General features: G+C 72.5%; 19 protein-coding genes and 3 pseudogenes. 2 read left to right on the top strand and 20 right to left on the bottom strand.

Annotation, left to right across the window (positions count from 1 at the left end):
- The first annotated feature begins 63 nt into the window (after nucleotides 1-63).
- The gene (locus RB614_RS06490; RefSeq protein WP_308711448.1) at nucleotides 64-1,758 is read left to right on the top strand and encodes a hypothetical protein; all 1,695 of its coding nucleotides are present in this window, start codon (nucleotides 64-66) and stop codon (nucleotides 1,756-1,758) included.
- Here the strand turns inward: RB614_RS06490 and RB614_RS06485 are convergent.
- The 3 genes from RB614_RS06485 to RB614_RS06475 all read right to left on the bottom strand — a co-directional run bounded on the left by RB614_RS06485 (nucleotide 1,731) and on the right by RB614_RS06475 (nucleotide 2,713).
- A complete protein-coding gene (locus RB614_RS06485; protein WP_308711447.1) occupies nucleotides 1,731-1,907 on the bottom strand; it encodes a hypothetical protein in 177 nt (58 codons plus the stop codon). The two genes, RB614_RS06490 and RB614_RS06485, sit on opposite strands and share 28 nt — an antisense overlap.
- A 43-nt stretch (nucleotides 1,908-1,950) precedes the next feature.
- On the bottom strand, nucleotides 1,951-2,385 hold the full coding sequence (locus tag RB614_RS06480; protein WP_308711446.1) for a VOC family protein: 435 nt from the start codon (nucleotides 2,383-2,385) through the stop codon (nucleotides 1,951-1,953).
- 106 nt (nucleotides 2,386-2,491) lie between these two features.
- The gene (locus RB614_RS06475; RefSeq protein WP_308711445.1) at nucleotides 2,492-2,713 is read right to left on the bottom strand and encodes a YciI family protein; all 222 of its coding nucleotides are present in this window, start codon (nucleotides 2,711-2,713) and stop codon (nucleotides 2,492-2,494) included.
- Here RB614_RS06475 and RB614_RS06470 point away from each other — a divergent pair.
- On the top strand, nucleotides 2,613-3,002 hold the full coding sequence (locus RB614_RS06470) for a hypothetical protein (protein ID WP_308711649.1): 390 nt from the start codon (nucleotides 2,613-2,615) through the stop codon (nucleotides 3,000-3,002). The two genes, RB614_RS06475 and RB614_RS06470, sit on opposite strands and share 101 nt — an antisense overlap.
- Before the next feature lie 28 nt (nucleotides 3,003-3,030).
- Here the strand turns inward: RB614_RS06470 and RB614_RS06465 are convergent, their stop codons facing one another.
- The 17 genes and pseudogenes from RB614_RS06465 to RB614_RS06395 form a co-directional block, all read right to left on the bottom strand.
- On the bottom strand, nucleotides 3,031-3,660 hold the full coding sequence (locus RB614_RS06465; RefSeq protein ID WP_308711444.1) for a response regulator: 630 nt from the start codon (nucleotides 3,658-3,660) through the stop codon (nucleotides 3,031-3,033).
- Nucleotides 3,657-4,832, bottom strand: coding sequence for a sensor histidine kinase (locus tag RB614_RS06460; protein WP_308711443.1), 1,176 nt, complete (start codon nucleotides 4,830-4,832; stop codon nucleotides 3,657-3,659). The genes RB614_RS06465 and RB614_RS06460 overlap by 4 nt, the downstream gene beginning before the upstream one ends.
- Nucleotides 4,833-4,855: 23 nt before the next feature.
- On the bottom strand, nucleotides 4,856-5,125 hold the full coding sequence (locus RB614_RS06455; protein WP_308711442.1) for a TIGR04351 family putative TOMM peptide: 270 nt from the start codon (nucleotides 5,123-5,125) through the stop codon (nucleotides 4,856-4,858).
- A gap of 70 nt (nucleotides 5,126-5,195) precedes the next feature.
- A complete protein-coding gene (locus RB614_RS06450) occupies nucleotides 5,196-5,534 on the bottom strand; it encodes a thiocillin family RiPP (protein WP_308711441.1) in 339 nt (112 codons plus the stop codon).
- 237 nt (nucleotides 5,535-5,771) lie between these two features.
- Nucleotides 5,772-6,383: a response regulator transcription factor gene (locus tag RB614_RS06445; protein WP_308711440.1), complete on the bottom strand. Its 612-nt coding sequence runs from the start codon at nucleotides 6,381-6,383 to the stop codon at nucleotides 5,772-5,774.
- Entirely contained in the window at nucleotides 6,380-7,540 is a 1,161-nt protein-coding gene (locus tag RB614_RS06440; RefSeq protein WP_308711439.1) for a sensor histidine kinase, read from the bottom strand. The genes RB614_RS06445 and RB614_RS06440 overlap by 4 nt, the downstream gene beginning before the upstream one ends.
- A 40-nt stretch (nucleotides 7,541-7,580) precedes the next feature.
- The gene (locus tag RB614_RS06435; protein WP_308711438.1) at nucleotides 7,581-9,095 is read right to left on the bottom strand and encodes a SagB family peptide dehydrogenase; all 1,515 of its coding nucleotides are present in this window, start codon (nucleotides 9,093-9,095) and stop codon (nucleotides 7,581-7,583) included.
- Between the two features lie 8 nt (nucleotides 9,096-9,103).
- Nucleotides 9,104-11,356, bottom strand: a complete 2,253-nt coding sequence (locus tag RB614_RS06430) for a TOMM precursor leader peptide-binding protein (RefSeq protein WP_308711437.1) — start codon at nucleotides 11,354-11,356, stop codon at nucleotides 9,104-9,106.
- An 11-nt stretch (nucleotides 11,357-11,367) separates the two neighbouring features.
- Nucleotides 11,368-14,529 (bottom strand): type 2 lanthipeptide synthetase LanM, encoded by a 3,162-nt coding sequence (gene lanM / locus RB614_RS06425; RefSeq protein ID WP_308711436.1) that lies wholly within the window; start codon nucleotides 14,527-14,529, stop codon nucleotides 11,368-11,370.
- Nucleotides 14,529-16,598: an ATP-binding cassette domain-containing protein gene (locus tag RB614_RS06420; protein WP_308711435.1), complete on the bottom strand. Its 2,070-nt coding sequence runs from the start codon at nucleotides 16,596-16,598 to the stop codon at nucleotides 14,529-14,531. The genes lanM and RB614_RS06420 overlap by 1 nt, the downstream gene beginning before the upstream one ends.
- Nucleotides 16,595-17,245: pseudogene (locus RB614_RS44260) on the bottom strand (ATP-binding cassette domain-containing protein); the annotation flags it as partial. The pseudogene RB614_RS44260 and the gene RB614_RS06420, both read right to left, overlap by 4 nt.
- Nucleotides 17,246-17,491: 246 nt before the next feature.
- Nucleotides 17,492-18,382 (bottom strand): annotated as a pseudogene (locus tag RB614_RS44255) (ABC transporter transmembrane domain-containing protein); the annotation flags it as partial.
- Nucleotides 18,377-18,742: pseudogene (locus RB614_RS44250) on the bottom strand (cysteine peptidase family C39 domain-containing protein); the annotation flags it as partial. The pseudogenes RB614_RS44250 and RB614_RS44255, both read right to left, overlap by 6 nt.
- Before the next feature lie 104 nt (nucleotides 18,743-18,846).
- A complete protein-coding gene (locus RB614_RS06410; protein ID WP_308711433.1) occupies nucleotides 18,847-19,542 on the bottom strand; it encodes a biotin/lipoyl-containing protein in 696 nt (231 codons plus the stop codon).
- Nucleotides 19,539-20,732 carry a cytochrome P450 gene (locus RB614_RS06405; RefSeq protein ID WP_308711432.1) on the bottom strand — a complete coding sequence of 398 codons (1,194 nt, stop codon included), beginning with the start codon at nucleotides 20,730-20,732 and terminating at the stop codon, nucleotides 19,539-19,541. Before RB614_RS06405 ends, RB614_RS06410 begins: the two co-directional genes overlap by 4 nt.
- A 3-nt stretch (nucleotides 20,733-20,735) precedes the next feature.
- Nucleotides 20,736-20,981: a hypothetical protein gene (locus RB614_RS06400; protein WP_308711431.1), complete on the bottom strand. Its 246-nt coding sequence runs from the start codon at nucleotides 20,979-20,981 to the stop codon at nucleotides 20,736-20,738.
- 403 nt (nucleotides 20,982-21,384) lie between these two features.
- Nucleotides 21,385-21,531: a hypothetical protein gene (locus RB614_RS06395; protein WP_308711430.1), complete on the bottom strand. Its 147-nt coding sequence runs from the start codon at nucleotides 21,529-21,531 to the stop codon at nucleotides 21,385-21,387.
- Between the last annotated feature and the right edge of the window lie 231 nt (nucleotides 21,532-21,762).

Genomic DNA, 21,762 nt, shown 5'->3' with positions numbered 1-21,762 from the left:
ACACCCAGTTGTTTGCCTGTTGATGACGTTGTGACTTGACACCGCTTGTGGCAGCCTGACCGCGTGCAACTTGCCACCGTGGATTCCGCTCCTTCGCCCGAAACATCCCCGCCGCTCCAAGCCGGTCGTTCCCAGGCGATCTGGCGGTGGCTCGCCATCGGCTTCGTCGTGCTGGTCGGGATCGCTGGGCAGGTGCGGGTCTGGGCGAGCGATCGCGGGCTATGGGCCGACGAAATATACATCGCCATAAACCTGCGGGGTAAAAGCTGGTGGGAGCTGACCGGCCCCCTGGCCTACTCACAGATCGCCCCGCCCGGCTGGCTGTTCGAGAGCAAGCTGTTCTATCACGCACTCGGCAAAGACGAGCAATCCCTGCGGTTCGCCGGGTTACTCGGCGCGGCGTTCACCCTCATCCTGACCGCGCTGCTCGCCTGGCGAGCGATCGGTTGGGGCGCCGCCGTGCTCGCCAGCGCGCTGGCCGCGTTCAGCCCGGGGCTGCTCTACTACGCGGGGGAGCTCAAGCAGTACTCGACCGAGGCTGCCGCCGCGATGGTGCTGCTGCTGGCGATGGGGCTGTTCGTCGAAAACGACCAGCGGTCGGCGGACCCGCGCCGGCGCTGGCTGTACGCCGCCGCGCTCGCCGCGACCGGGCTGGTGGTCGCACCGTTCAGCTACAGCGCCATCATCGTGGTCGCGGGCGCCACCGCCGGCGGGGTGCTGGTCCTGCTGCTGTCTCGCCGTCGCGGCACCGCGCTGGCACTGGGCCTTGCCGCGACACCCGCGCTGGCGATGGGTGCGCTGCTGGTCTGGCGGCGCATGCAGTTTACGATCCCGGGCAACCAGTACCAGATCTTTCCCAACGGCTTCCCGCCCGAGCATGCCGGCCCGTCCGACCTGGTGGCCTGGCTGCCGCGGATGTGGTCGGGCTTCACCGACGATCCGCTCGGCTGGCACCTCCCCCTCGTCCTGCTGGTGCTGGTGATCGCCGGCCTGGTGGCGCTGGTGCTGCGCGGCAAGGCGATCTGGGCCGGCCTGCTCGGCGGCCTGGGCCTCGCCGCGCTGGGCGCGGCCGCCCTCCGGGCGTACCCGTGGGAGGGCCGGATCGCCGTCTACCTGCTGGCACCGGTCCTGGTCGCGGCGGCGGCCGGCGTGGACGCGGCGGTCCGGGTCGCCATACACACCGTGCGGGCCCTGCGCTCCGGCGACCGCCGGTGGCGGCCGGTGGCGGCACTGGTGGCGGCGGCGCTGGCCATCGTCATGACGGGCGTGGCGGCCACCCCGGCGTTCGCCGACGGCGTCGACCAGGTGCGCCAGCCGCGCTACCGCGATCCGGGCCGCGACATCCTCAACGAGGTCGCCGCCCAACTGCGCCCCGGCGACGTCATCATCTTCTACCGGTTCAGCCGGCCCTTCGCCGACTGGTACGGCCGCGGCGGCAGGGACCTGCCGATACCCGGCTTCTTCCGGCTCACCAGCGCGGACACCTGCCAACCAGGCTCGGTCGACACGGCGCTGGCCGGTGCCCGGCGGCTGTGGTTCGTGCGCTCGGCCCGCTACTCCGGCGACCCGGTCGACTACTTCGTCCGGGTGATAGCCGCCCTCGACGACCGCGGCCGGGTGGTCGACTCCCACCTTTGGACGCCGGAAGAGCCCGACTCGATGGGGTGGACGCTGATCGACCTGACCGCGCCGCCCGAACCCAACCAGACCACCCCACCACCGGACCCTGGCTACGCCTGCCTGGATTTCATCCAGTAGCGCCGCGGGGCGCCGTCGAAGCCGGCATCCTCCAGATGCCGCAGCAACGCGTGCACCGTCGCCGCCGACGGCGCCGCCGGCTTGTGGACGACATCGCCGATCAGCACGGCGCCCGTGGTTTGGCCGCCGGGCAGCCGCAGCTCACCCATCCATCGTGTGTACGCCCATCGGTATCGAATTATTCGGCGCCGTTCAGTCCAGACAGAACTCGTTGCCCTCGACGTCCTGCATCACGAGGCACGACTCGTTTTCGTCATCGGCCGGCAGCAGGCGCACGCGTACCGCGCCGAGCGCGACGAGTCGTGCGCATTCGGCCTCAAGCACGGCCAGGCGCTCCTCACCCACGAGCCCGGTGCCGACCCGCACGTCGAGGTGCACCCGGTTCTTGACGACCTTGCTTTCGGGAACGCGCTGGAAGTACAGCCGGGGGCCGACACCCGAGGGATCGACGCATGCGAACGCCGAACCCTGGCGCTCCGGCGGCAGCGCGCGATTGAAATCGTCCCAGCTGGCAAACCCCTCCGGCGGCGGCGGTACGACGTACCCCAACACCTCACACCAGAAACGAGCGACGCGCTCCGGCTCCGCGCAGTCGAAGGTGACCTGGAACTGCTTGACCGACGCCATCGACCCACCATAGAGGCGCCTCGTCGGCTCCGCGGGCCCGCCCCTGGGTGGTCACGCCGCCCGCGCCGATACCTGCCGCCGGACGGCTGGCACGCCGGCCGCACCACTACTCGCGGCTCACCACCGGACGGACCTCCAGCGCGCTCATCCCCGCGGCCAGCGGCCAGGTGGCCGCGATCCGTACCGCCTTCTCGATGTCGTCACACTCCAGCACGACGACCGAGCCGATGACCTCCTTCCGGCAGCCGCACGTACCCGTCCCACTGTGGGACGATCCCAGCGTGCCCGCAGCCGAGCAGAGTGTCCCGTTCCGCTGGGACCTGGTCACTCCCGATCAGCTCGGCTCGCTGCTGCGCGGCACCAGCCCGCCGGACCTGTGGTTTCTCGACGACCTGGTCGCGTGCACCGGCAAGGTGCTCGCTCGCAGCGGCAACGGCGACCTCGTCTTCGTCGGTAGGTCTCTGGACTCGATGTTCGACCTGCTCGGCGGCGCGCTGGCCGGCAGCGCCGACGGCCGCGGCCGGACCGGACGCCACGCATTGGTCCGCGCCGTCGGCCGCGAGCCCGCACTGGCCCAACCCTGGCTTCGCGCCCTCGTCACCGAACTCAACAGCTGAACCGCGCCACCGCGAAGGCGGCGGACAGTCAGAGCCAGCCGTTCTCGTAGGCGACACGCGCGGCGTCGGCCGACGAGCGGCTGCCGGTCTTGCTCTGGGCGGCCGCCAGGTGTGCCTGCAGGGTCGCGCTCGACAGTCCGAACACCGACCGCAGCGACGGCAGCGACGCGCCCTCCCGCAGGGCGGCCAGAATGCCGCGTTCCCGCGACGACAGCGGCCCGGCGGAGACTCTGGCGGCGGCGACCGGGGCCGGGCCGCCGGCGGCGTCGGCCAGTTCGACGTCGATGACGCGGCGGCCGGCGTGCACGTCGCGGATCGCGCGGGAAAGGCGGTCGCTCGGTGCGTCCTTGACGAGGAAGCCGGCGACGCCGGCCTGCATGGCACGGTCGAAGTTCCCGGGTGTACCCACACTCGTCAGCACCAGGATCCGCACCGGGGAGCCGGCGTCCTTCAGCCGCTGCGCGGCGACGATGCCGTCCATGCCGGGCAGGTCGATGTCGACCACGGCGACGTTCGGCCGGCTGTGCTCGATCTCGGCCAGGATCGTATCGCCGCGAGCCGTCTCGGCGACGACGGTGATGTCCGGCTCGAGTGACAGCAGGGCCACCAGTGCGCCACGGATCAGGTTCTGGTCCTCGGCGACGAGTACGCGGATCATCGTTTCCTCCCCTGGATGATGGGAATGTCCACAGTGAACGTGAATTCGCCGTTGGGTTGGGCGGCGGCGGTCAGCCGGCCGCCCAACGGGTTCAGGCGCTCGGTCAGCCCGGCCAGGCCGCTGCCGCCGTGCGTGTCCGGCTCGGCCTGGCCGGCGCCGTCGTTGACGACGGTCAGCCGCACCGACGTGTCGGTGACGTCGACGGCGATGTCGCAACGGCTGGCGACGCTGTGCCGCAAGAGGTTGGTGGCCGCCTCACGGACCGCCCACGCCAGCGCCTCCTCGACCGGGCCGGGCAGGCTGGCGGCCAGCGGTGAGATCTCGCACCGCACGCCGGCCGACACCAGCACCGACTGGACACCGCTCAGCTCGCGCTCCAGCGAGTCGCGCCGGTACCCCTTGACGACCGTGCGCACGTCGCGCAGCGACTCGCGGGCGATGTCGTGGACGTCGAGGAGTTCGGTACGGGTGCGCACCGGGTCGGCGTCGAGCAGCCGCAGCGCGAGCTCGGACTTGAGCGCGATCGCCGACAGGTTGTGGCCGAGCGTGTCGTGCAGGTCGCGGGCGAACCGGCTGCGTTCGGCGGTGACGGCCAGCCGGGCGATCTCCGCCCGCGCCGCGAACAACTCCTCGACGAAGGCGACGAGCACGATGATGCCGGCGAGCGTCATCCCGGTGAGCAGATCCTGCAGGGTGAGGAAGGCGACGCCGTTGACGCCGAGCAGGCCGCGCTCCACGGTGAGCACGGCCAGCACCGCGAGCGCCGCCAGCAGTCCGTAGCGCGGCCGCAGCGACACCGTCACGGCGGCCACCGGTAGAAACCCGATGATCTGCCAGTCGGCGTCGACCAGCACCGGCAAGGCGATCGCGATGCCGACCACGACGGCCGTCTGGCGTACGGTCTGGTTGCGCCACGGGTGCTTCATCGCGACCGTCACGACGCGGACGAACGCGAGAGCCGCGATCGCGAACGCGACGGAGCCCACCACGAGTGTCCACAGCGGACGGTCCCGGACCACGGCGTTGACGATCGGGAGCAGGCCGAAGCCGAGCATGCCGACGGCGAAGACGTACGCGATCGTGCGGGTCACGACGACGGCCCGCGCCCGTCGTACCTGCCCCTCGGCGGGGGCGCCGGCCAGGACCGGTGCGGCGACCACCGTAGAAGGCACGGCCGCACCGTCGCCAGCCATGGTCAGCTCAGCCCGATGCAGGAGCCGGGGCAGCTGACGGTACCGATCGTGGCCATCGCCGCGCCGGCGGATACGCCGAGATCCTCCACGGCGACGTCGCCGGGAGCCGGTGGCAGCTCAGGTGCCGCGCTGTCGCCGTCGAGAACGATGCCGTACTCGGCCAGCACAGCCACCGGCTCGCGTTCGTAGCGGGCCGCGACGTCCGGGTCGGACCACGCGTCCGCGATGAGCCGGGCGAACCGAGCGCGGTGCTCGGCCGGAATGGAAGCCATCTGACCCTCCTCGGAGTCCGCGCGTCCGGAACGGGGCGCTGGCGTGGCCGGCGCCCCGATCCGACGTGTGTCAGGCCTGGGCGGCGGCGGAGCCGTACGAGCCGAAGCAGGCGGCGGTGCCGGCCGGGCAGCTGACCGAGCTCGCGCTGCCGAGGGTGCCCGCGGTCCCCTCCGCCTCGGAGCCGGCGACGATCTCCTCCAGGCTCTCCAGGCTGAGGTCGCCGGACGGCTTCTCGGGCACGAGCGGCGGCGGGAAGCCCTTCGGGTACTCGATTTCGTGCTCGGCCAGAACGGCGAACGGCTCGTTCTGCCAGCGCTCGGCGAACGCCTCGTCCGACCAGATCTTCGACACGATGCCCGCGAACTTGCGACGCTCGGTCTCCGACAGAACGTAGTATCCCTCGGCCATGGCCAACCTCCTCCTACAGTGCCGGCAGGGAGCCGACTCGTGACGGTGCGGGGAGCGGGCATCTGGACTGTCCGCTACACCGGTGTTCGACGGTCATCGAACGCGTTAATCGTGCCGAATCCCGTGCCACCGCCGACAGTCACGCGCGCAACGACCCGCGCATGACGAATGTCATGCCGCACGCGACGAACCGTCCGCTGTGGACACAGTCCACAACGGACGGTCGGTAGAGGAGGGTCAGGCGCCGAGCCAGCCGCGGTCGCGGGCGATCCGTACGGCGTCGACGCGGTTGCGGGCGCCCATCTTGGACATGATCGACGAGAGGTAGTTGCGCACGGTGCCCTTGGCCAGGTAGAGGCGCGCGGCCACGTCGCTGACGTCGGACCCTTCGGCGACGCACGAGAGCACGTCACGTTCGCGGTCGGTCAACGGGTTGGCGCCCTGCTGGAACGCCGCCACGACGGCCTCGCTGTCGAGCACCCGCTCGCCCCGGTGCACGCGCCGGACGGCATCGGCGAGCCGCGCCGGGAGCGCGTCCTTGGGAAGGAACGCCGACACCTGGGCCAGCATCGCGCGGGCGAGATTGCCCGCCTCGGCGTGGCTGGTGAGGATGATGGTGCGGCAGGACGGCAGCCGTTGGCGCAGCTGCAGGGCGGCGCTCAGGCCGTCGGCGCCGGGCATGTTGATGTCGAGGATCGCCACGTCGGGCTTTTCGCGCAGGGCGGCCGGCAGCACGGCCGTGCCGGTGGCGACGTCGGCGACCACCTCGAACTCGTCTTCGAGCGAGAGAAGGGCAACCAGGGCGCCGCGCACCATGTGCATGTCCTCGGCCACGAGGATGCGGATCATTGAGCCTCCACCAGGCGCGAGCCGCTTCGCAACGGCATGTGGATGGCGAGCTCGAACCGGCCGTCGGGCAGCGGGCCGGCTCGCAGCAGGCCCCGGCCGCCGGCGACTCGTTCCCGCAACCCGTTGAGCCCGCTGCCCGGCGGCCCTTCGGCGCCGGAAGGCACACCGTCGTTGACGACGGTCAGGTCGACCCCGCCGTCGGCGGTCCGCAGCGTGATGTCGCAACGGCTGGCGCGGCTGTGCCGCAACACGTTGGTCGCGCTCTCCCGCAACGCGTACGCCAGTGGCCCGGACACCTCGGCCGGCAACGCGTCGAGCGGTGCGGCGTCGACCACGCAGTCGATACCCGCGGCGGTGAGCACGGTGGTGACCCCGGTGAGCTCCGCGCTGAGCGTGGCGGTCCGGTAGCCGCTGACCACTTCCCGTACCTCGCGGTGCGCCGCCCGGGCCAGACCCACGATCTCGGCCAGCTCGCGCTCGGCGTCGTCGCTACGGGTGTGCATCATGGCGCCCGCCAACTCTCCTTTGAGGACGATCGCGGCGAGCGTGTGGCCGAGCACGTCGTGCAGGTCGCGGGCGAAGCGCAGCCGTTCGGTGTCGACGGCGCGCTGGGCCAGCGACGCCCGCAGCCGGTGCACCTCCAGCACCAGCGCCGCCATCCGGATGAACCCGTACACGACGAGCCCGGTGACGGCCGTGGTGAGGCACGCGTACGCGATGTCGCCGATGCCTCGGTAGAACAGCGCGGCGAACGGCACCTCGGCCACCACCACGGCGGCGAAGACCAGGTATCCACGCGGCGAACGCAGCATCACGAGCGCGGAGGCGGCCAGAAACGAGGGGACGCCGAGCCACGCGTCACCGGCGAGGTACGCCGGCAGGTACGACAGGAGCGCCTGCCACAGCAGCGTGTGCGACCACGCGACCTTCGGCTCGGCCCGCAGCCCGTGCCAGGTGTGCCGGAACTGCAACGCGGCCAGCAACGCCAGCGCCGCCAACGCACCGGCCGCGCTCAGCGGGGACTCGTGGCTGAGCACCCGCGCGGCTGGAAAGCTGAAGTAGGCCACCGTGAGCAGCAGGACGGCCCACTGCGCGATGCGGACCGCCAGGTCCGGGGTGACCGGCGCCCGGTCGGGCGACTCGTCGACGGTAGCCATATGCGACGACCCCCTTACCGCGGCCAATCCTTACATGCGCCTATTCACCTGAATAACCGTCCGAACGGCCGACCTGTCCGAGCCCGAAGGAGGCCCGGGCCGCCCACTCCGGATCGTTGTGCCCGCGCCAGTGCGGCCGCCCGGCACCGGCCGCGCCGGGGGCCGACGGTGGCAGGCTGCCGAGCTGAAACTCGCCCACCGAGGACTCGCTGGCCCAGTCCAGCCCCAGCACCCGCGCCGACAGCTGCGCGTCACCGCTGCCCAGCCCGCACGGCGCCAGCCGCATGGCGGTCGCGACCAGATAACACGTCTGGTACAGGACACCGACATGCTTGAGCGTGGCGGCATAGGCCATTCCGTCGTACTTCCACGTCATCCGGCCGAATCGGGAAGTGAACGTGAGAAGGACGTCGGGTGTCGGCGTCCCACCGGTCGCGACGGCGGCGCCGCGCAGCAACGCGTCGACGCGCGCCGGATCGGCGCAGACCCGCACCAGCCGGTGCGCCACGGCGTCGTACTGGTACGCCGCCCGGTCGAGTCCGGCCACGCGGTGCGCGGTCACGTAGATCTCGATGTCACCCGACGCACCGCCGGTCGGGTACGGCCGGTCGACCGCCTCGTACGGCATTCCCTCGGCCGGGCCGTACACCGCCCGCACCCGGCCCACCCGGTACAGGAACTCCCCCAACTGGTCGAGGGTCAGCGGATCGGCCCCGTAGTGGCGCACCGACCGGCGCGCCTCCTGGACCATCACCAGCGGCGGATCGCGCCGGGCCACCGCGTCGAGGGTCACCCGCGGCAGCACGACCGCCGGACCCTCGCGGGCGGGATACTCGGCGGGCAGCGGATCGCGTTCCCCGAGATACGGAAAGGTCGCGCCGAACGGTTCGTCGTGCCGGCCGAGCCGGCTCCGCGCGTGAAACAGGATCTCGTGGAAGTTCCATTGGTCGGTCTCGGAGTCGCCGGCATCGGTAAGGTCCGCGGCGGTGAAGGCGGCGACGAGCCGGGCGACGAGGCGCGCGTCGAGCTTCAGGTCCGCGGCGAGCGCGGCGAGGTCCGCCGGACGCGCCAGCGCCGCGGCGACCGCGACCGCCTCGGATCCGCACAGCACCACGCGGTACGCCGACCGTCCCGACTCCAGCACCGCTTCGGTGCCACGCCGGCGCAGGAACGCCAGCCGTGACAACGCGATCGGGCCGTGCGGCACCGGCGCGGGGCGGTACGCGCCGTCACCAGTAAGCGGGACCACGCGGGCGACCTCGCGTCCGTCGACGGCCACCGAGTGGACGAGCGCGCCGTGCAGCCTGGCCAGCAACCAGTCCAGCCTCGCCAGGACCGACACGGGGTCACCACCCGCCGCCAGCGCCGCCGCTTCGAGCTCGGTGCGGCTCACCGGCCCCGCTTCGAGCGCGGCCAACACGGCACCGAGCGCCGTGTCACGCGCCCCGAACGCGACCCGCCCGTGGCGGAACACGACCACACACTTGTCGCCGGTCCGCACGACGGACACGTCGTCGGCGAGGCGGACCTTGTCGGCTACGACGGAGGTGAGCACGCGGCCTCCTAGAGGAACATCGGGATCGGGTTAAGGTCGGCCTCGTCGATCGGGGCATCGCGCCAGCCGAGCGCGACCGGCGTGTCGTAGAGGCGTCCGGGGCCGAAGCGGGCCCAGAAGTGCCGCATGCCCGGCACGATCACCTTGACGACGGGCAGCCCGATGTCGGGCCGGGTCTGATCGAGCACCAGAAACTCCATCCCCCGCGACTCCACGAGCCGGCGCGCGGTCAGCACGTCGTCGCGGAGGTCCATCGAGGACAGATCCGGGCGGTCGCCGGCGCGGGTCGCCGGCCCGGGCGCCGGTGACAGGTACGGGTGGTCGGCGATCCGCGCTTCGCGCCACCACTCCTGCTGCACCGCGTCTGGGAAGGCGTAGCCCGTCCCGTCGCGCTGGACCCCGAGGACGGCCGGCAGGAACTGGTTCTGCTCGGCCAGCGCCCGCTGGACGGCGAGCTTCGCGTCGAAGTGCGCGCCGAGACCGATCAGGATGTCTTCGGCCGGCTTGTCGACCCGCCAGCTGATCGCGGCGGCGGCCGGGATTCCGAGATCCGCGGTGATGTCGAGGACGTGCACCTCGCGGTGCAGTCCCCTGTAGACCTCGACGAACTCGTCGAACCACGGGTCTCCGAAGCTGGCCAGGTCGTACGCCGGCCGCTGGACGCGGTTGTACCACCACAAGGCCACCGAGTCGCGTTCGACGAGCTCCAGGAACCCTTGCAGGATCGCGTCTTCGAGGCTGGCGCCGGCGGCGTTGCCGTTGGAACAGGCCCATGCCCAGAGCTTTCCGGGCGGCAGCGTCGGGTAGCAGTAGAAGAGCTGTGACGTGGCCACGTACCGGGTGCGCTCGTTCGTGAGCGACCAGACCGGGCTCCACTCGATCGGCTCGTCGGCGGGCAGCGGGTCGCAGACGGTCTGGAACGACGATCGCTGCGCGCTGTTCCACTCGGCGCGGCTCGCGTACTGGCGCTCGCTGTAGAGCTGGATGTCGTTCGGCGCCACCGCCTGCTCGCCCAGCTCGGCGAGGGTGGCCGTACGCCGGGGCTCGTCGCCGCCGAACAGACCGGAGTAGCGCTCGATCGCCTCGCAGATCGCGCTGGCGCGCGCCTGCGTGTCGGTGGTGCCCTTGCCGGCCGCCATGCTGCGCAGGCCCTTGCGCAGCTGGCTCAGGCGCTCGACCCGGCGGGCGAAGTTGTGGCCGGCGGAGTAGCCCTTGACGAACTCGATCCCGGTCTCATACGGACGGAGTTCCCGCACGACACCGGTAACGGGGCTCACCTGCGGCCCGTACGTCTCGAGCACCTGGTCCGGGTTCTTGGCCCGGTGGCCGCCGTCTCCCGTGTACACCTTCGGGCGGGGGGCGAGGAGCACCGGCGCCGACATCCGTTGCGCGGCCAGCGTATCGTCGCCACACTGTGGGCACTGTGGACGGCGATGCAGAGCGTGCCGTCGCGAGTCCAGGTGGATGGTGTCGAGCGTCAGCACGCCGTTCTCCTCGGCCGTGCCGAGCCCGGCCAGATGCTTGGCCGTTTCCAGCGCGACCAGCCGGGCACCCATGTCCCGCGTGACGGCGAGGTCGGCCAGCGGCACCCGCAGCGGCCCCTGATGCTCGGCGCGGTCGCGCAGGTACTCGTCGACCTGGCGGTGCCCGCTCAGCCGGTATGCGAGGCACGCCCAGCAACCACCGCCGGGCTTGAAGACCGGACCGACCCACAGCGTCAGGCCGACCGGCTTGGCCAGCAGCCACGGGCGTCCGGTACGCAGGGCCGTCTCGTTGTGCCGGGCCAGATCGGGGTTGAGGTAGTTGTCGGTGACGACGACGCGGAAGCCTTCGCCGGCCTCGCCCAGCCGAGCCTGGACGCCGGCACTCGCGAGCGCGTCGAGCACGGGCCCGGGGTCCACCTCGCCGGCGACCGCCAGCGCCACGGCGGTCTGCGCCAACCGTTCGCGCGCCTGCTCGGCGGCGACGCCGGTGACGTCCCAGAAGCCGGCCTCCCGCTCCGGCAGGTCGGGGTCGGCCCACACGACGGCCTTCATCGCGACCAGCCGCTCGATGAGATAGAGCACCTGCTCGGGCGGGATGTCGTCGAGCTGGTCGAGCAGGTCGTCGACGTCGTGCTTGCCGTTGAGCAAGGGCAGGACGCGCTCCACCAACGCGCCCTCGACGACATGGTGCTCCCGCTCCGAGACGAGGTAGACGGCCTCGCCGGGCACCGTCTCGACGCGGTGTCCCCGCCGGATCCGTGGGCGGCGCGTGTCCATGCTGGTCCTCCTCAGGCCATCGTTCGTAGCGGGGTCACGTCGTCTTCGGCGAGCGCGAGGCACGCCAGGCCGACCGCGGCCACACCGTCCACTGCGGACAGTTGCATCTGGTCGGTACGGCGCCGGTCGGGCAGCCATTGGCCGTGGCTCGCGCGTCGGTTCAGCAGGATCCGCATCGCGGTGTGCGCGGCGACCCGGTGGGCCTCGCCCGCCTCGCCGCCGCCGGTGGCCCGCGCCGCGGCGAGCGCCAGCTCCACCCGGTCGAGCAGGTCCGCGGTGCTTCCCGCGCCGGCGAACGGTTCCCCGCCCGGCAGCGGCGCCTCGACCAGCTCGGCGAGCGCGATCGCGGCGAGCCGCTCGCCCGGCGTCCGCGGCACCGGGACGGAGCCGGCGATCCGGCTCAGGTCCGCCGGTCGGTGTGCCGCCGCGTACCGGGCCAGGGCCAGCGCCACCCCGGCCGCACCGGACGGCAGTGCCTCGACGATCCGCACGCCCTTCGGGTACGCCGAAGCGATGCCGGCGTCGAGCTCCGCGATCAGCTGGTCGTAGAGCCGCGCCGCCAGCCGCGCCGCCGCCGGCGACGGCCGCGCGTCGATCAGCTTCAGCAGCGCCATCAACAGGCCGGCCCGCCCCACGACCGGATCGGCCGGGCTGCTGCCTTCTCCCACCAGCGCCGCCGCGATCGGTACCAGGTCGTCGGCCTGCTCCAGGAGGTAGGCGTCGCCGATCACCTGGCCGCACCGGGCGAGCGCGTAGATGGCGGCGCCGATCCCGACGAAGCCGCCCACCGCCGGCCGCCCACCGCTCAACCGCGCGTACGCGCTGGACCGGCCCGACACCGAGACGAACTCGGTCGTGGCGGCGAGCGCGTCCTGCGCGAACGCCCAGTAGGCCGGCTTGCCCGTGGTCTGGTACAGCTCGGCGAGGAACACGGCGATCCCCGCGGTGCCGGTGAGCAGGTCTCCGTGCAGCGGCTCGACCTGGTCGAGGCCGAACATCGGGTAGTGCACCACGCCGACCCACCCGTACCGGCCCGACCCGACCGAAACCGCCGCCGACATGATGTCGTTCGCGGCCGCGCACGCGGTGGCGAGCAGCTGCGCGTGGTCGACCTCCGGCCGCAGCGCCTTCGGGTCGTAGACGTAGACGCCGAGCTTGCGCGGATCCGGTGCCTCGCCGGTGTCGGCGGGCGGCTCGGTCCAGAGGGGACGGTCGCGGGCGGCGAAGTCGAGGCAGGCCCGGAGGATGTGCTCGGCCGGCGGCGCGCCGGTCTCCCGCCGCTCGGCCAGATCGGCGAGGCGCTGGGTGAGCCGCCCCCACGCCGTACCGCTGAAGTGGTTTTCCACCGTCGCGCCCTCGGGCGTCCTTACGTCGCAGGTGGTCGTCACCGACTGAAACAGCGGGATGTCGAGGCGGCGCAGCATCTCGATCTCGCGTTCGATGATCTCCAGGCAGTCGGCCCGCTCGGGGTCGGTGCGCAACACCTCGCGGGTGCCGCGAAACAGCCGCGCCAGCACCAGTTCCCGGGCCACCCCGTCGGTGAGTGCGAGCGGGCTGGTCGAGACCCGCAGCACCGCCATGTAGTCCCATGTGCTGCGGAAGATGTAGCGCACGCGGGCGCCGGCGAGCAGGTGCAGCGGGCCGCGCTCGTCGCCGAGGCCGGCGACGTTGGCGACGAGGCAGGCGTCCATCTCGCGGTAGCCGGTGACCACGTCGTCGGTGTGCGCGGCCGGATCCACCGGCCGGCCGTCGACCACCGGACGGTACGGCGGCGCCTCCCAGCCGAATGGGAAGCCCTCCGGGTCGACGGCGAGCTGTTCCTGGATCGGCGCGACACAGCCGATGTCGTGCGCGCGCTTGCCGGGCGTCCCGATCCGCGGGTACGAGATCATCGCGGTCTTCGCGACGCTCTCCTCGATCTCGTGCCACAGCGCCTCGGTGCGCTCGCCGAGCAGTGCCGGCTTGCGCATCCGGCCCTGCAACACGTTCTCCAGGTCGATGAACATCGGCGCGTCGCCGATCGCGATGAGGTTGTCGAGCCACAGATCCCGGCACTCCAGCAGCTCGGCGAGGCGCGCCAGCATGCCGAGCCGGCGGTAGAACCGGGCCGGCTCCTCGCCCGGCTGGCACGGCCGGGCGACCACGAACTCCTCCCAGCCGTAGCCCTCGCGCAGCAGCACCCGGCGGGTGGCCAACGGCAGCGGCAGGCCGTGCGAGTTCAGGTAGGTGAGGACGTCCATGAAGCCGGCGACGCTGCGCAGGTCCTTCGGCTTGTACACGACCCGCTGGCCGCCCGTGAACGTGAGCAGGCTTACCGTGCGGCCGCTGTCGTGCAGGTCGCCGGAGTCCCCGGAGTACGAAGCGAGCGGGCCCGGGTCGGACCAGGCCCACAGTTCCCGGCGCAGGGTCGGCAGGTCGGCGTGCAGCCGGTCGAACACCTCGGCGACGTTGCGCTTGTAGTTCAGGCAGGTGACGCCGATGACGTAGGCGAGGCCGGGCAGGCTCTCCAGCCGCGAAAGCCACCCGAGCCGGCTCACGTCGATGCCGGCCCGCCCGTACCACTCCGACGGCGCGGATGCCCCGTCGGCGACCTGCAGTTCGAACGCGATCGCGGCCTCGGTGACCTGCAGCAGCCGCTGCACCAGCTGCCCGGCCACGTCGTCGGCGGCGTCGTCGGTCATCCGCACGCCGCGCAGTTCCGCGCCGTCGTTCGACCGCCGGACGCCGGTGAGCCGCACGGCCGCCCGCTGGAACGCGACCAGCACGCCCCCGACGAGTTCGGTGGCCCGGTCTTCGGTCGGCGTGGGTGGCTGGGCGAGCAGGAAATCGACCAGCGCGTACGCCCAGTCGGGCAGCCGTCCCGGGTTGCGCACCTTGACGTCGACCAGGCCGGCGCCGAGGTCCCGGCCGGTCTGCTGGCGGTGCAGCAGCAGTGCGCGCCGTGACACGTCGTCGGCGGCGACGGCCGCCCGAAGCCACCGCTGCGCGCGATCGGCGAGCTTGCGCCGGCCACCGGCGCGCACCGGCAGAAAGTGGACACCGGACTCGCGTTCGTCGAACGGCGCGGCGGCGGCGATCACGCTCAGCAGTCGGTCGTCGGCGCCGGCCAGGCCGAGTAGCGTGTCCGGCGCGGCGGCCGGCTGGGTGAGGCCGAGTGGCGTGGTCGTGGTCATCAGTTGACCTCCTGCCGGGCGACGAGACGGGCGAAGAGGGGGCTCGTGGCGGCCAGTTCCGCGTAGCTGCCGCAGGCGGCGACGGTTCCTCCGTCGAGGACGTAGATCCGGTCGGCGGCGCGGATGGTGCTGAGCCGGTGCGCCACCACGATCCGGGTGACGCTCAACGCGGCGATCCGGTCCGAGACCGTGCGCTGGGTGATGTTGTCCAGGGCGCTGGTCGCCTCGTCGAGCACCAACAGGGGCGGCCGCTTCACCAGCGCCCGGGCCAGCATCAGGCGCTGGATCTGGCCGCCGGAGAACGACGCGTTGTCCTCGCTGACCATCGTGTGCAGGCCCATCGGCATCGCCCGCACCTCGTCGCCGAGGCCGGCCAGTTCGAGCGCCTCCCAGACCCGTTCGTCCGGCACGTCCTCGGCACCGGCGACCACGTTGTCCACAATGGATCCCCGGACCGCGCGGGCCAGTTGCAGCACGACGCCGAGTTGGGCCCGCACCGCGCGCAGGTCGAGCTCGGCGAGGTCGCGGCCGTCGTACCGGACGGCGCCGCTGCTCGGCCGGACGAGCCCGAGCAGCAGCCGGATCAGCGTCGACTTTCCCGCGCCGGACGGGCCCACCACGGCGACGAACTCGCCCGGCTCCGCCGAGATGCTCACCTGGTCGAGCACCGGACGGCCGCGGCCCGGGTAGGTGAACGAGACCTCGTGCAGTTCGACCCGGCCGTGCAGCGGGCCGGGGTCCGCGGCGCCCGGCGCGACGTCGGGCTCCGCGTCCAGCAGTGGCCGCAGCTGCCGGTGCGCCGACACGATCGAGAACGACGACATCACCGCACCGTGCAGCAGGCCGGCCGACGCCGCGAACTGTCCAACTGCGACACTCGCGGCCACGAACGTGCCCAGCTCGACGCCGGGACGAAGCAGCGCGACCGACACGCCCAGAGCGGCGAGCGCGGCGGGCTGCATCGACAGCGCGAGCCCCGCGACCACCGCCTTCCACCGCAGCGCGGCGGCGTCGGTGCGGCGCTGGTGGGCGTACCGGTCGGCCCAGCCGGCGAACACACGCTCCTCGCGCGCGGCGACCTGGAGCTTTTCGATCGCCAGCAGCGCCGCGTGGAGGAACGACGCGACCCGGCTGAACGCCTCCCGATTGGCCATCTCGTGCCGTTGCAGGTGGCGGGCCGCCCAACTCGCGGCGCCCAGCAGTACCACGGTCGTGGTGAGCACCACGCCACCCACCACCGGGTCGACGGCGAGCAGCACGCCCAGGCTCACCAGACCGAACGCGCTGCCGAGCACGGCCGAGGCCGCGCTGTCGCTCAACGACCGCCGCAGTTCCGAGACGGCGTTCGCGCGCTGGGTCAGGCCGGCGGTCCCGAGCTCCTCCAGGAACCGGACGTCGCGCCCGAGCAGGTGCCCCCATACCGCGGGCTCCAGCCGTAGCTGCAACCGCCCCTGCAGCCGCACGAGCGCGGCGTTGCGGACCGACAGCAGCAGCACGTTGCCGACCACCAACCCGGCCAGCAGGGTCGCGGTCCACCACACCAGGCCGCCGCCGGCGCCGCCGCCCGCGGTCCGGGTGAGCAGCCACCCGGACAGCAGCGGCATCGCGCCGGCGAGGCCGGCGGCGAGCAGCCCGGCCAGCAGCAGGAACCGGATGTCCGGGCGAGCGCCCCGGGCGGCGAACCGCAGTAGGCCGCGCGCGGTGCGGTCGCGCTCGGTCAACGGCGGGTACACCTGCCAGGCGACCTCGTCGAAGCCGGCCGCCTCGGGTTCGGTGATCCGGGCCCCGCCGGCATGCCGGTAGCCGCGCGGACCGGGCAGCAACGTCTCCGGAGCGCCGTCGCGGAAGGCGATCAGCGGTGCGACACCGGTGCGGTGCCACCCGTCGGTGAGCCGGACCTCGACCCAGTGCACGCCGGCCGCGCGAAGCGCGCGGGTCAGCGTCGGCTCGGTCGGCACCGGAATCCCGAAGTGTTCCGCCAGTGCCGCCACCGCCGTCGGGATCGGGGTGTCGCGGCGCTCGGCCGCGGCGCGCGCCAGCGTCTGCCACACACCGTCGACGGCGGTCATGCCGCACCCCCGGTCGCCAGCCGCCGATACAGGCCCGGCGCCGCGATCAGCTCCTCGTGCCGGCCGCGCTGGGCGACCCTTCCCTTGTCCAGCACCAGGATCAGGTCCGCGTCCCGCACGGTGGAGATCCGGTGGGCGATGAACAGGCAGGTGACACCGCGACGGCGCAACGCATCCAGCACCACGTGCTCGGTGGAGCTGTCGAGGGCGCTTGTCGCCTCGTCGAGTACCAGAAGGGGTGGGTCTCCGGCCAGTGCCCGGGCCAGCTCCATCCGTTGCTGCTCACCGCCGGACAGGTTGCGGGCGTGCTCGGTGACCTGGCCGCCGTCGAGGCCGCCGCGTTGGTCGACCAGCCGGTCGAGGTCGGCGTCGCGCAGGGCGGCCCGCAGCCGTTCCTCGGGCACGGTGTCGTCCCAGAGCGTCAGGTTGTCGCGCAGGCTCCCCTCGAACAGCCGCAGCGTCTGCTCGACGTACCCGATCGACGCGGCGAGCCGCTCGCGGGTGTAGGTGTCGCGCGGCCGGCCGTCCAAGCGGATCGTTCCCTTCCAGGGATCGACCGCGCCGACGGCGAGCCGGGCGATCGTCGACTTGCCGCTGCCGGTCGCGCCCACGAGCGCGACCCACTCCCCCGGCTCCGCCGCGAACGACAGGTTTCGCAGGAGCGGCTTTCCGTACCGGTCGTACCCGAAGGTCACGTCGTCGAACTCGATGGCGCCGGTGAGCCGTTTCGGCGCCGACGGCGTTTCGGCCGGCGGAGCCGCCGCGCGGTCGAGGACGTGGGCACGCGCCGGGTGCGGTACGGCCTGCAGCGCGTCATCGGTGATCGACATCTGGACGCGGGTGATCTGGACCTCGGAGCCGAGGCCCACGAGCACGCCGAGCGGGCTGAGCAGCCCGCCGGCGACGAGTTGCGCGGTGAGCAAGGTACCGAGGGCCAGCTCGCCGGAAGCGACCTGGTGCGCGCCGACCACGACGAACGCCGCGAGCGCCGCCGGTGCCACCGCCGAGCTGACCGCCAGCAGGCTCAGCGTGGCCGAGCCGAGCGCGTTGCCGGTCCGCAGGGCGCGGGTCGCCGATCGCACCCACGAACCGAAGAGCCACTGCTCGGCACCGTCGGCTTTGATCGCCTCGATCATCGAGAGTCCACTGTGGGCGGTGGCGTCCCGGCGCACCTGTTCGAACAGCAGCCGTTGCTGGTGCGGGCCGGCGACCCGCACCACCGCCCGGAGCAGCAGCAGCTGCGCGGTCGCCGCGACCGCCATCACGGCCAGCAGCGCCGGTGCCAGCACGCTGAGCAGGAACGCGTAGCCGAGGATCGTCACGCTCGCGGTCACCGGCACGGCGAGCCGATCCGACAGCATGATGGCCAGTCCGTCGTTCATCTGCGCCCGTTTGACCAGACCCGACAGGTGCCGCCGGTGGAAGAACTCGCCGGGCAGGCGCAGCAACGCCGCCAGGTACGTGCTGCTGAACCGGGTGGCCATCACCGACAGGGCACGGGACAGGACCCGTTGCTGCGCCCAGCCGGTCACGCCGGCCAGCACCGCACCGACCACGAGGACCGCCAGCAGCGCCGGCCGCCACGCGTGGTCGCCGATGACGAGCACGCGGTTCAGCAGCGCCCGCATGGTGAGCGCCGCGAGCACGGTGGGCACCGCGGCGAGTACGCCGAGCAGTGCGGCCACCGCGACGATCGGCAGGTACGGCCGCACCTTCGCGAACACGGCCCGGACGAACGGCAGCCGCGGCCCGCCCGGCCGGAAGTCCGGCGTCCGGGTGGCCACCAGCACGATCCCGCTCGACCGCGCGGCGAACTCCTCGGCGGTCAGCCGGATCCGGCCCACGGCCGGGTCGTTGATCCAGACCCGGTTGCCGCGAACGCCTTCCAGGACCGCGTAGTGCCGCCCGTCGAGCAGCACCACGGAGGGGACGGGCAACCGCGCCACACTGTCCACGTCGGACGGAACGACGTTGCGCCCCTTGACCTCCAACCCGAACGTGGCGGCGGCCCGCCCGAACCCGACCGCGGTGGTGCCGTTGCGTCCGGCGCCGCACAGCTCACGCAGTTCGGCCAGCGGCGCACGGCGCCCGTGCCGGGTAAGGATGATGCTCAGGCACGCCGCGCCGCAGTCGGCGTCCTCCATCTGTGGCACCTCGATGGTGCGGCGGGCTTTCTGTCGCGGCGGTTTCGGCTCGGCCGTCGCCGCAGGCGGCTTGACCGCCGGTTGGGTGCGCTCCGCGAGGACCATCAGGCACCGCCGTGCCACAGTAGATCGGCCGGGCGCCGCTCGCCCAGCACCAGGTCCAGGCGTACCGGGGTCAACGTCGCACCGGCCCGGGCCGGCAGGCCGAGGTCGACGTGGACGGCACGGACCAGCCGCTGCCCGTCGCCGGGCAGGGACCGTTGGCCGAACCGCGCGGCAAGGTCGTCGGCCCGCACCGGGTACGGCTCGACGGCGGTAACCCGGCCGCTCAATCCGGCGCCCCGTACCTTCGTGCCCGTGGGTACGGTAGCCATGTTCGCGGCGTCGAGCAGGAGGACCGCGCCGAGGCGCGCGCCGGCGGGCTCGACGGTGGCGAGCACCTCCCCGCCGGATACCGGACTGCCGGGTCGCACCGCGACCGACGACACCGCACCGGCGACCGGGCTGGTGACCACGCGGCGCTCGCCGGCGACGTCGAGGACGATCAGGTCCGCGCCGGCCTGGACCGCCGAGCCGACCTGTGGTGACGACACCACCGTCGCCGCGGCCGGCGCGGTCACGAGCGTCGGGCCGGCACCGGCGACAAGCATGCCGTCAAGCTCTACTGTGGACTCGACGCGGGCCAGCAGTCCCCACGTGACCAGCGCGCCGAAAAGGACCAGCACCGCGGTCAGGGTCGCCCACACCCGGCGCGTCGTCAGGTGGACGACCTCGTCGAGTTCCGCCACCTTACGTGTCATCGCGTCACTCCCACCATCAGTGGCTCCGCGACGACGCGCAGCGCCGAGAATCCGTCAATGGCCGCGCCGGGCAGCCGGGGTGTGCCGGCCTCGTCGGTGCGGCAGGTGAGCCGGGCCCGCGTCGCGAACGCCCGCAGGACCGCCGCACCCTGTTGCCCCGCCAGCGCCGCGCCGAGGCAGTGGTGCGGGCCGGCACCGAACGCGAGGCTCCGTCCCGGCCGGCCGGGACGGAACGTGTCCGGATCGGTGAAGACCCGCGGATCCCGGTTCGCCAGTGACCATGCGAGGAACACCGGTGCCCCCCGCGGTATCGCGTCGATGGGCTCCGCCGCCCGGCGCGCGCCCAGCCGGACCGGGCTGTGCAGCCGCATCAGCTCGGCGAAGACGTCGCCCGCCGATCCGGGGTCCCGCCGGATCCGGTCGGCCAGGCCGGGTTGCCAGGCCAGGGCGCCGATCGCGCGGGCGATGCCGGCGGTGACCGTCTCCAGGCCGTTCATGAACAGCAGCACGACGAAAGCCACGAACTCGTCGTGGTCGAGCGCCGCGTGCAGGTCCGCGACGAGGTCTCCGCGCCGCCGGTGACGGGCCAGGTCGTCGATGTAGCCGGTGAGCTCGGCGAGCTGGCGCTCCACCGCTTCGACGGCGTCCGGCGGCTGCTTGAACGTGAACAGCTGGGCGCTCATCGCCGTCGACCAGTCGGCCACCTGCTGCCGGTCCGCGCGCGGGATGTCGAGCAGGGCGCACGTCGTCCGTACCGGCAACGGGACGCCGACGTCGGCGACCGCGTCGAACTCACCCCGCGCGAGGGCGGCGTCGGCCAAGTCGCCCACCACCGCCGCGACGGTCTCCGCCACGGCGTTGGCGCGGCGGGCGCTGAACGCGACGGTCGCCAGCCGCCGCAGCCGGGCGTGGTCGGCCCCGTCGCGGAAGTTGAGCATGCGGGCGAGGACGGACTCCAACCGCTCGGACTGGGTCAGCGGCACCGGCGGGTCGCCGGCACGGGGATCGATGACGAGCCGGCGGTCACCGGCGAGGCGGCACACCTCCGGGTGGCCGGAGATCACCCAACCGTCCACTGTAGGCAGGACCGGCGCCTCGGCCGGCAGCCGGTAGGCGCTGCTCGATTGTTTTCCGCGCAGGAAGGATCGTGCCGCTGGCTCCAGGGCCGAAGCGGCAGGTGGGGCGGCCACGGGTTACTCCGTGTCGTTGCGGGCGTGTTGCTGCCCGCCGGTCGGGGGAACGGGCGGCCAGCAGAACGTGCCGGCGCAGAAGCAGAGCTCGCTGCCCGCGTCGCCCCGCAGCGGCTCGATCCGCAGGTCGTCCTCGGGCGGGGTGGCGGTGCCGGCGAGCCAGGCGGCGACCAGTCGCTGCGCGCGCGTCCTGTCCTCGGTCCGGGTGTCGGCGTTCGGCGGGGAGGTGACGGTCGGCGCGTCGGACATGGCGACTCTCCCTTGTTCGACCGGAGGCATGCGTGACCTCTGATGTTCGGGTTACCATCCAAGTAGCGCTGCGGGCATCTGGACTGCCCGCAGCGATCTTCGTCTGGTCAGCCGTTTAGTCGGTGGTCATCAGTCTGCGACCTCGCCTCCCGGTTCGGAAGTGCGCCGATACACGTCTGCACCCATGACGTTCGTCATGCGGCGCTGCTCCCCGGCGCGCCGGTCCCCCCGCCCCGTCACGGTCGCACCCGCCGCCCAACCCGGCACCGGATGTGCGGGTGGTCCTTCGCCGTCGTTGCCTCGGCCCGGACCCGCCTCCTCTTACCCCGACCACGATCACCGCGAACTGTTCCTCGGTGAGCGACTCGCCGATAGCCACGCCATCGAATGTCGCGGAACGCCCCTACTCGGCATAGACCTCCGGGATAGCGGCCCGGATCCGTCGCACGGTTTCGGCGACGTCCAGACCAGTCGTATCAACGCCGACGTATCGGTAGTCGGCGTCGGTCGCCTGCCGGATGGTCCGATCCTCCGGAATCAGGTCGACCATGTCGCGCCATTCCCGTGTCGTTTGTTTCGCTCGCGGTCACGTGCATCCTTGTCGACCAGAAGCCGCCGTAGGGCGTGTGGGGCAGCAGCGCGCGGATGATGGTCGGCCGCTCCGAAGACATCCAGCGAGTATTGCCCAACCCGTCAGACGGGGACGAAGCGTTTGAGCGCTACGGAGGGTGATGGAAACCACTGGGTGAAGGCGGACCGCGGAGCGCTCGAAATGAAATTC

Origin of the sequence: Phytohabitans maris (assembly GCF_031085175.1) — a bacterium.
Taxonomy (GTDB): domain Bacteria; phylum Actinomycetota; class Actinomycetes; order Mycobacteriales; family Micromonosporaceae; genus Phytohabitans; species Phytohabitans maris.
The sequence above is the reverse complement of the archived record's forward strand: the minus strand, read 5'-3'. Positions and strand labels throughout refer to the sequence as shown.